Source organism: Muribaculum sp. (genome assembly GCF_029051885.1).
GTDB lineage: Bacteria > Bacteroidota > Bacteroidia > Bacteroidales > Muribaculaceae > Muribaculum.
The window spans coordinates 18,476-27,615 of sequence record NZ_JAIDKI010000031.1 but is presented as its reverse complement, the minus strand read 5'-3'; the positions used below and the strand labels follow the sequence as shown (position 1 = coordinate 27,615).

At 48.0% G+C, this 9,140-nt stretch carries 7 protein-coding genes; 3 read left to right on the top strand and 4 right to left on the bottom strand.

All coding sequences use genetic code 11. From position 1 onward, the window contains the following. Nucleotides 1-207 (top strand): hypothetical protein (locus K2I50_RS01355; protein ID WP_301024457.1); only part of this gene is annotated, 207 nt, incomplete at its 5' end. Nucleotides 208-393: 186 nt separating this feature from the next. On the opposite strand, the gene K2I50_RS01350 is transcribed toward K2I50_RS01355, so the two are convergent. The 3 genes from K2I50_RS01350 to tamL all read right to left on the bottom strand — a co-directional run bounded on the left by K2I50_RS01350 (nt 394) and on the right by tamL (nt 5,524). Further along, the gene (locus tag K2I50_RS01350) at nt 394-2,076 is read right to left on the bottom strand and encodes a putative transporter (RefSeq protein ID WP_301024456.1); all 1,683 of its coding nucleotides are present in this window, start codon (nt 2,074-2,076) and stop codon (nt 394-396) included. 399 nt (nt 2,077-2,475) lie between these two features. Next, nucleotides 2,476-3,141 carry an HAD family hydrolase gene (locus tag K2I50_RS01345; protein ID WP_301024455.1) on the bottom strand — a complete coding sequence of 222 codons (666 nt, stop codon included), beginning with the start codon at nt 3,139-3,141 and terminating at the stop codon, nt 2,476-2,478. 37 nt (nt 3,142-3,178) lie between these two features. After that, complete coding sequence (gene tamL, locus K2I50_RS01340) at nt 3,179-5,524, bottom strand: translocation and assembly module lipoprotein TamL (protein ID WP_301024454.1); 2,346 nt, start codon at nt 5,522-5,524, stop codon at nt 3,179-3,181. Between the two features lie 155 nt (nt 5,525-5,679). On the opposite strand from tamL, the gene K2I50_RS01335 reads away from it, so the two are divergent. Next, entirely contained in the window at nt 5,680-6,513 is an 834-nt protein-coding gene (locus K2I50_RS01335) for an ion channel (protein ID WP_367279079.1), read from the top strand. Between the two features lie 13 nt (nt 6,514-6,526). Beyond that, nucleotides 6,527-8,383, top strand: coding sequence for a TrkH family potassium uptake protein (locus K2I50_RS01330; protein WP_301024453.1), 1,857 nt, complete (start codon nt 6,527-6,529; stop codon nt 8,381-8,383). A gap of 14 nt (nt 8,384-8,397) precedes the next feature. Here K2I50_RS01330 and K2I50_RS01325 read toward each other — a convergent pair whose 3' ends face one another. Then, on the bottom strand, nt 8,398-9,138 hold the full coding sequence (locus K2I50_RS01325) for an ABC transporter ATP-binding protein (protein WP_301024452.1): 741 nt from the start codon (nt 9,136-9,138) through the stop codon (nt 8,398-8,400). Between the last annotated feature and the right edge of the window lie 2 nt (nt 9,139-9,140).

The window sequence follows — 9,140 nt, the reverse complement described above, 5'->3', positions numbered from 1 at the left end:
ATGTCGAAAATCGTCTCAAGCTATACGACCCTGGCGGCAACATTTATTATTAAACAAGCTCTTAATATATTGCGGAAAAGGAGGAGGAGAGAGCTAATGGATTCTTTGGCAAGAGCAGCATGCCCTCCTCCTCCTATCGGCTATCGTAAACTCGACCGCCGTTATTCCATAGAAACGGGCCATATGGCAACGATTCATCTATTTTGACGCAAAATTAGCATAAATTCCGTATTTACCAAACTAAATACGAGATATTCGAAATCTTCCTGCAGAAAAAAACGACAGTCTTCAATATAACCTGTGTCTTTTGCCACACCTATACAGCAACAGGCTGCATTGAGGGAATCAAGACCCTAATGCAGCCTGCTATAAGATGGTGATATATGACCGGCGTCAGGAAGCAAGTGCAAGCACAAGCACCTGGGCCGCCACTATACGAAGGAACATCGTAAGAGGATACACGGTTGAATATGCCACAGCGGGAGCATCGTTGCCGGTAGAGTTGTTTGCAAATGCAAGGGCTGGGGGATCAGTCATACTGCCACCGAACAGACCCATCACGGTAAGCATATTAATCTTGTATATTCCGCGAGCTATAGAGCCTACGATTACAAGAGGCACAAACGTAATGATAAAGCCCCAGATTACCCACCACATACCGGTGTAATTGAACACTGTGGATGCGAAATTAGCACCTGCTGCGATACCTACCGATGCAAGGAACAGGCATATACCGATTTCACGCATAAGAAGAGATGCAGCCGAAGATGTGTAAGTGACAAGTTTGAGCTTGTAACCGAAGCGGCTGAGCAGGATAGCCACGACAAGCGGACCTCCGGCCATACCGAGTTTCATTGGCACGCTTATACCGGGGAATGCGATAGGTATCGAACCAACTATTATACCCAGGAATATACCGGCAAAGAGTGTAAACATGTTAGGCTCGTTGAGACGCTTAACCGAGTTACCGAGCTTTTCGGCCAGACGACGTATATCCTCGAGCTGTCCTACTACAGTAATACGGTCGCCCATCTGCAGACGGAGGTCAGGAGATGCAAGCAGGTCGATACCGGCACGGTTTACACGAGTGGCGTTGAGGCTGTAGCCATGACGCAGTTTGAGAGAGCCGAGTGTAACACCGTTGTACTCTGTCTTGGTAATAAGAATTCGGCGCGATACCACAGGGCCGGGATTGCTCTCCCAGTCGATGTCAAGTTCGGGGCCGATAACTGATTTGAAGCGTTCCTCATCGTTGGCTGAGAGCACAGTATACAGTTTGTCGCCTTTGTGCACTACAGTCTGCGAATTGGGGATGAATATATTGCCATCCTTGTCCTGCAGACGAGATACCACGAAATCGCAGTTGACAATATCATGAAGCTGCATCATATTCTTGCCATCGATAAGAGGATTTGTCACCTCATAGGTAAGAATCAACGGCTTCTGCTGTGCAGCCTCTTTTTCGGCCTCTATAGCCTCGACCTCCTTGTCAATTTTCACACGGAATAATGCACGTACAAGGAACATCGCTGTGATGATACCGACCACACCAAGAGGATAGGCCGCAGCATATCCCATGGCCATCTCTTCTGTGGCATTGTAATTCTGCGGCATTACCTGCAGTATAGCCTGCTGGGCCGCACCCAGACCGGGAGTATTGGTCACAGCACCCGACATAACTCCGACAAGGGCTGTAATGGAAGTATTGCCGTCGATATAGAAAATTGCCAGTACGATTATAACATTGAGCGCAATTGTAAGCGCTGCCAGACCGTTAAGTACCACGCCGCCTCTTTTAAACGAGGAAAAGAACGATGGACCAACCTGCAGACCGATTGAGAATATAAACAGGATAAGTCCGAACTCGCGCACAAAGTGTAGCACATCGGGATTTACAATGTAACCGAAATGGCCCATCAACAGGCCGACAAAAAGCACGAACGTAACTCCGAGGGAGATACCGCCCACTTTTAGTTTACCCAGCCATACGCCGGCAGCGATGACAAAGGCATAAAGAATAATGGTGCTTGGCAATGAGCTCGCGCCCGGAGCCAACAGATTTTGCAACCAATCCATACGAATTAATATAACTTTGGAATTTACTAATTATCAGTCGCTTATACTCAGATTGAGTTTGATGGTGCAAAGTTACGCTTTTTATTCCAATTATTGCTATCAAAACACACTGGATATTTCAACAAAATCACATTTATACATAAAATATTCTTTCATGCACATCTGATTTATATTCTAAGAGAGTGTTTGGATTTGACTTATGTTAAGATTCAGAGAGGATTCTCGAGAATGTTTTGAGATTGAATGAAGGAATTATGGGGTTCCATAATGACTGAATGAAAGCTCGAAACAATCCGGAAAGACCTCTAAAGATTTCATAAGGTTAAATTCAAACGCTCTCTAAGAGAGTTTAACTTGACTTCACTCTCTCAGCCAAGCGTACATCGCCACAAAATGATTTCAGATATTGATATCCTTCTCGGTAAGCGCAAGGATAGCTTCCGGCGACGACACGATATGGTCGGCATAGAAAGCCTTTAATTCAGAGATAGGGCGGAAGCCCCAGGAGACTCCTACCGACTCGACACAAGCACGCCTGGCTGTCTCCATATCCACCCCCGAATCACCAACATAAAGCACTTGAAGTTTAGGCGTAGGAACAACCGTGAGAATCTCAAATACCACAGAAGGATCAGGCTTGACAGGGACTCCCTCTTTATGACCTGAAACCACAGCCCAGTCAATATCGGGAAAGAAATGGCCTATCAGTTTTATCACTGCCTCATGATATTTGTTGGATGCGACAGCAAGTTTTATACCACGCGACTGAAGTTCATGAAGAAGTTCAGGTATACCGGGATACGCTACAGTAGTATCAGTACAATGCTCGTCGTAATATTCTCTAAACGCAATCCTCATTTTCTCGACATTTTCATCGGTATCAAGTCCGGAGGGCAAAGCTCGCTGCAAAAGACGCCTCACTCCGTTGCCTACCATAGCCGGATATGAAGATATCGGATGCTTTGGAAAACCGAGAGTGGCCAGAGCATGGTTGGTAGCAGTACCAAGATCATCGATAGTATTCAGCAAAGTGCCGTCGAGATCAAATATTACGAGTTGTTTCATATCTGGAAAAAATATTTTTATCGTACCATAGAAATTCTTAGAAGGGATAACCGACTGAGAAGTGAAAAGTTGCATCACGGCCCCAGCGAGGGCGTATAATCGGCCAACGATATTCGTCAAGAGCAGGATTTACAGCCTTCATGCCAAGGTCAAGTCGCAAAAGGAAATATGTGAAATCGAGTCGCAATCCTATGCCATACGATGCGGCGATTTCCTTATAGAAGGAATCGAAACGGAAAAATCCTCCAGGCTGGTTATCGTAATTATGGATGGTCCATATATTGCCTCCATCGATAAAAAATGCGCCCTCAAGTATCCAGAACAGTTTGGTACGATACTCGATACTCAAATCAAGACGTATATCGCCACACTGGTTGATGAAGTCGGTCACTGAATTGCGCGAGGCATAGCGGCCCGGACCAAGAGTGCGCACACCCCACCCTCTTACACTGTTGGCACCTCCGGCATAAAAACGCTTCTCAAATGGAAGCATGCGTGAGTTGCCGTACGGCACCCCGATACCCAGCCCCGCATGAAACGATACCGACGAGCGCGGGCCCAAGGCTTTGGTAAATGTATAGTCGGCATCGGCCTTGACATACTGTGCGTACTGTATTCCGAAAATACGGTATGCATCGTCGTGACGCTTCTGCCCGGTAAGACAGGAGATAGCATACAGAAGATTTCCGGCAGGCTCAAAATTGGCCCTGATGGTAAATACACTCGGCTGAAACACGACATGTCCAAGTGTATTGCCCGACGGCTGACGCTTATTGGTTCGATAATAGCTGTAGCCGGCACGCAATATGAAATGGTCCTCATAGCTGTAGCGCAACAAGGGGTTGGAGGGAGCTATCTGGTTGAGGAAATCGATTGTCGACTTCGGAAGATACACATAGTTTACATCAACCAGGTCAAAACGGTGGCGCAATGTATTCTGACGGTTGGCCCATCGGTATTTCCACCCCGCGCCGGCAATTATACGAGTATACTCAGGCCGCTCCTGATAGTTGAACGACACGGAAAATTCCGTGGTGGCCTTGATACGGCGTTTGAAATCGTAAGACAGAAATGGAGCCTCAAACTGAGGGAATGTTATGCCGATTTCCCCGGCATACTCCATATATCTATTGTTTATCAATCCGTTGAAGTCGCCGGAAAGACTCTCGTAGCTTGTACGGAATTTGGCCGACAGCAGTTCGGCCCCATGAGCGAGATTTCGGTGTTGGTATGTCAGCCCGATACCGAATCCCAAATCACCCTCTGAATTGGTCCCCTCCAGCTCAAGAGAGACACCTTGCTTCTTGCCTCTTGTAAGCAGCACATATGCATCAAGCAGAGGTTGACCGTCGGGAGAGGTGCCGGCACGCCGCATATCGATATTTACATAGCGCAGTATGCCCAGACGACCAAGCGCCTCATATGTAAGATCTACATCATGCTGACTGAACTTACGTCCGGGCATGATATGAGATGCCTCATACAGAACCTGCGGCCGCAGATAATGATCTGAACCGTAAAGCACTGTGATATCGCGGTAACGCACCGTATCCTGCCCATTGAAATTATATTTGCCATAATCGGTACCCGGATTATAGTCTGTCACAAACACCACCTTGTCGACAAGATATGTAAGATGGCGTCTGTCGGCACTCTGGGCCGATGGCTGACGAAGATTAAGCGTGAGATTTACGTCGCGGGCATTTTCAGCAGTATCAGCTACAAATGTTATATAATCTTTTGAAAAAGCATAATAACCATTGTCGCGCAACATGTCGGACATGCCTGAGCGTATCTCCTCAAGCCGGTTTCTGTCGAGCAAATCTCCCGGGTTGAGCCGGTTGCGCCGAGGCATACGGGCCACAAGAGCCGCAATGGCCGAATCGGGGATATTGTATTCTATTGTGGATATATAGTGAGGCAATCCGGCTTTTATTGTGTACTCCACCTCTACCTTACGGTTTTTACCGGTGTGCACTGTATCTACCGTGACCTCCGAATCAAGATATCCCTTGTTGATAAGGGCATGATGCAGCTGATATACAGAGGCATCGGTGAGTTCCTGGTCGTAGATTACAGGCGGACGTCCCAACTTGCGCACCCAACGGTTATACCATTTGGTGGTATCGCGTCCCGAAAGATTGTATGTGGCAAGCTGAAGTTTAAGAAATCCGAGTACCTTATGGTTGGGCGTCTGGCGAAGATAGTTTACCAGCTGCTCCTCGCTTATATCCGCATTATCCGTAACGGTAATATCCACCTTATCCACAAGGTACTGCCCCTGCGGTACATGGCGTGTCGAACTACAGGCTGTAAACACCACAGCCAGAGCCACGACAGCCAGCAGACTTATTACGGATATGCGATGGCCTGATATGCTCACGCATGCAAAGTTAGCCTATTTGCCGAATTTATGCAAGTTACATCTCGCTTGTAAAACCATTGTCGTGCCATCGGCGTTATCTAACCATAGCCGGAGCTGCACGAAATGTTGTCCCGGCATACATAATATATTTAATATATATTTAATGTTAGGAAATGACACCAATTGAAACAACTCCGACCACTAAGGCGACAACCGTACCCGACACATCCAAGGCGTCGGTCTCTGACGGAAAAGACCGTAAAGATTACCTGCCGCCATATAAGGCAAAGATTGTGAAGATATTGCACACTCTCGTGCTAATAGCTTCAATCGGACTTATTGTGCTTATTTCCTGGGATTCTTTCCACAACATATCTTTCCTCGCGAGCCAGCAGTATATGAATATACAGTTCTGGATATGTATGTTCTTCATATTTGATATTGTGGTGGAATTCTTTATCTATCCACGCAAATGGCATTATGTGCTCACCCATATATTTTTCCTGCTGGTAAGCATTCCATATATAAATATAATAGCCTATTATGGCATCGAACTCAGTCCGGAGATGCAGTATCTCATACGCTTTGTGCCGATGATACGCGCCGGATATGTACTTGCTCTCGTACTTGGAGTATTGTTTTCCAATAAAATCTCAGGTCTGTTCGCCACATATCTCGGACTCCTGATAGCCACTGTATATTTCGCCAGTCTGATGTTCTTTATCGAGGAGCACTATATCAATCCCGGCGTCAGCACATATTGGTCGGCCCTGTGGTGGGCGTTTATGGATGTGACCACTGTAGGCTGCAATATCAACTGCATAACCCCTACCGGAAAAGTACTCGGCGTAATTCTTGCCGCCGAAGGCCTTATTCTGTTCCCCGTATTCACTGTATACATCACTAACTCGCTGTCGCAACGCTCCGTACGCGATGCCGCCGAAGACCGCCGAAACGCAGCCATAAAAGCTAAGAAAGAAGCGGCACGACAGGACTCGAAGGTATAACATACATCTGACGATGAATATCAAGAGCCGGATATCAGCCATAACAGAGCACACTCTGTCACGCCGCTGGCAGCAAGCCCTGAGGCGCAACCGGCCGGCGGTCGAAATCTCCGGTAGTATACTGGGAGTAACTACCGCATTGGCCTCTATGGCATGTGTGGCGCTTTTCATTGCATACCTTGGCTACGACCGCTCTCCCGCAGAAGTGGATTCAATGATGGTATGGTTCAGGGCCATACAGTGGATATACGTGACCAGAATACTGTTCAGCCTGATATTTGACTACCGCCGCACCATCACCTACACCAGAATAATAAAATGGATAGTCGACATCGCGGTACTCGTAACCCTGCTTCCGACCCTATATCCGCGCCCCGAGGCTCCATGGCTTCCCTGGCTGTCAACAATACTCTACAGCCGTAAATTTCTTGTAGGCATACTTCTGGCCTACGCGCTCACGGATATATGTTATACCACAGTACAGGCGATGGGCAAACGCACCAATCCGTCGCTCATACTCTCGGTAAGTTTCCTCGTGTTTATATTCCTCGGCTCATTCCTGCTGATGATGCCCAAGTGCACGTTGCACCCTATAAGTTACACCGACTCACTGTTCGTGGCCACCAGCGCAGTCTGTATAACCGGACTGACAACAATCGATGTGGCTACTACCTTCACCCCGCTCGGGCTGCTCGTCCTCGGACTGCTGATACAGATAGGCGGACTTGGAGTAATGACATTCACCAGCTTTTTCGCTCTCTTCTTCAGTGGCAACACGTCGATTTACAATCAGATGATGATTAAGGATATGATATCATCGCAAAACATCAATTCTCTGTTGCCCACACTTCTCTACATACTGGGATTCACTATTACCATCGAAGTCATAGGAACTGCCGGAATATGGCTGTCGGTGCATGGGATACTTGGACTGAGCACGGAAGAAGAGATTGTGTTCTCGCTATTTCATTCGTTGTCGGCATTCTGCAACGCAGGATTCTCAAATCTACCCGGAGGACTGAGCAATCCCCGACTCTTGAATTCCGACCAATCGGTATATATAATCATAAGCCTCATCGTAATTGCCGGAGCCATAGGATTTCCTATTCTTGTGAATTTCCGCGACATAGCTACAGACACCTTGCGCCGTATATGGGACCGCATAAGAGGCAAGAACTACTGTCAGCGCAATGTGCACATATGCAATCTCAACACCAAAATCGCACTGTATACCACTACGGTAATATTTGTGGCAAGCATACTGCTGTTCTGGTTCTTTGAGCGACATAACACACTCGAGGGGATGAGCCCTTGGACACAATGGGTACAGGCGGTATTCAACTCAACTACCCCGCGAAGTTCGGGATTTTCATCAGTCAACCCGGCTATGTTTCTTGATGTCACTCTCGTGATTGTGATATTCCAGATGTGGATAGGAGGAGCCGCACAGTCCACAGCCGGAGGTGTAAAAGTAAATACCTTGGCCGCCATATTGCTCAATCTGCGGGCAATAGTGACAGGGCGTACGCGAGTAACGGCATTCAACCGAAAAATATCCATCGGGTCGATACGCCGTGCCAATGCCGTAGTCACACTCTCAATCGTGAGCCTGTTGTTTTACGTAGTCGCCATGCTTGTACTTGAGCCCGGACTGCCACCGAAAGCTGTAATATTCGAGAGTATCTCAGGACTTTTTACCGTAGGCTCATCGCTTGGCATCACCGGCAGTCTTCACACATCGTCCAAAATATTGCTTTGCACGGCCATGTTTCTCGGACGTGTAGGCATCATCTCGCTGCTCGTGGGCGTCGCGGGCGACCGACGCGACCCTCCGGTAGAATATCCAGAGGAGAATCTTATAATAAACTGACCCGACACCTACTGCTATACAGGCATTCCTGCTTTCATCCATTCCGGCAAGTGAAATATCCTGTCGATGTGGCCTTCGGAAATCATATCCCTGACCGGAAGATTGAAAAGCGCAGGAGAGTCGACAAGCATTATTGAGTCAGACATATGAAGCGCAATATCAAGTTCATGGGTGGAAAAGAGCACACACTTGCCTCTTTCATGGGCCAGGGAAGCGAGAAGCGAGCACAATTCAAATCTGTTCGGCAGGTCGAGAAATGAGGTCGGCTCATCAAGAAGTATGACCGGAGTGTCCTGAGCCAGGGCTCTTGCTATCATCACGCGCTGACACTCACCGTCGCTCATGCGGTCCATCGTGCGAAGCGCATAGCTCTCCATCCCTACAGCGGATAGGGAATCGGCCACAACCACACTATCTGCCTCCGACAGACGCCCCGACCAGCCGGTATAAGGAGCGCGACCGAATGCCACTACATCGGCACATGTAAGCCCTGGCACCCTTACACGCTCCGTGGTCACAAATGCAATCATGCGGGCCATGTCGCGCGGCTGAAGGGTATGCAGGTCACGTCCGTCAATCTCAATCCGTCCCTGATAACGCGGATTCAGACCACCTATAGCACGCAAAAGAGTAGACTTTCCGGCACCGTTGCGCCCGATAAGAGCCGTAAGGCATGATGCAGGGATGCTCGTCGAAACACCTTGTATGAGCATTCTGTCGCCATATCCTATGGAGAAATCTGATAGCTGTATCATAA

Excerpts from the sequence above, each read along its gene's own strand:
- K2I50_RS01335 (WP_367279079.1), top strand. The coding sequence starts at position 5,680 with ATGACACCAATTGAAACAACTCCGACCACTAAGGCGACAACCGTACCC.
- K2I50_RS01345 (WP_301024455.1), bottom strand. The coding sequence starts at position 3,141 with ATGAAACAACTCGTAATATTTGATCTCGACGGCACTTTGCTGAATACT.
- K2I50_RS01325 (WP_301024452.1), bottom strand. The coding sequence starts at position 9,138 with ATGATACAGCTATCAGATTTCTCCATAGGATATGGCGACAGAATGCTC.
- K2I50_RS01350 (WP_301024456.1), bottom strand. The coding sequence starts at position 2,076 with ATGGATTGGTTGCAAAATCTGTTGGCTCCGGGCGCGAGCTCATTGCCA.
- K2I50_RS01330 (WP_301024453.1), top strand. The coding sequence starts at position 6,527 with ATGAATATCAAGAGCCGGATATCAGCCATAACAGAGCACACTCTGTCA.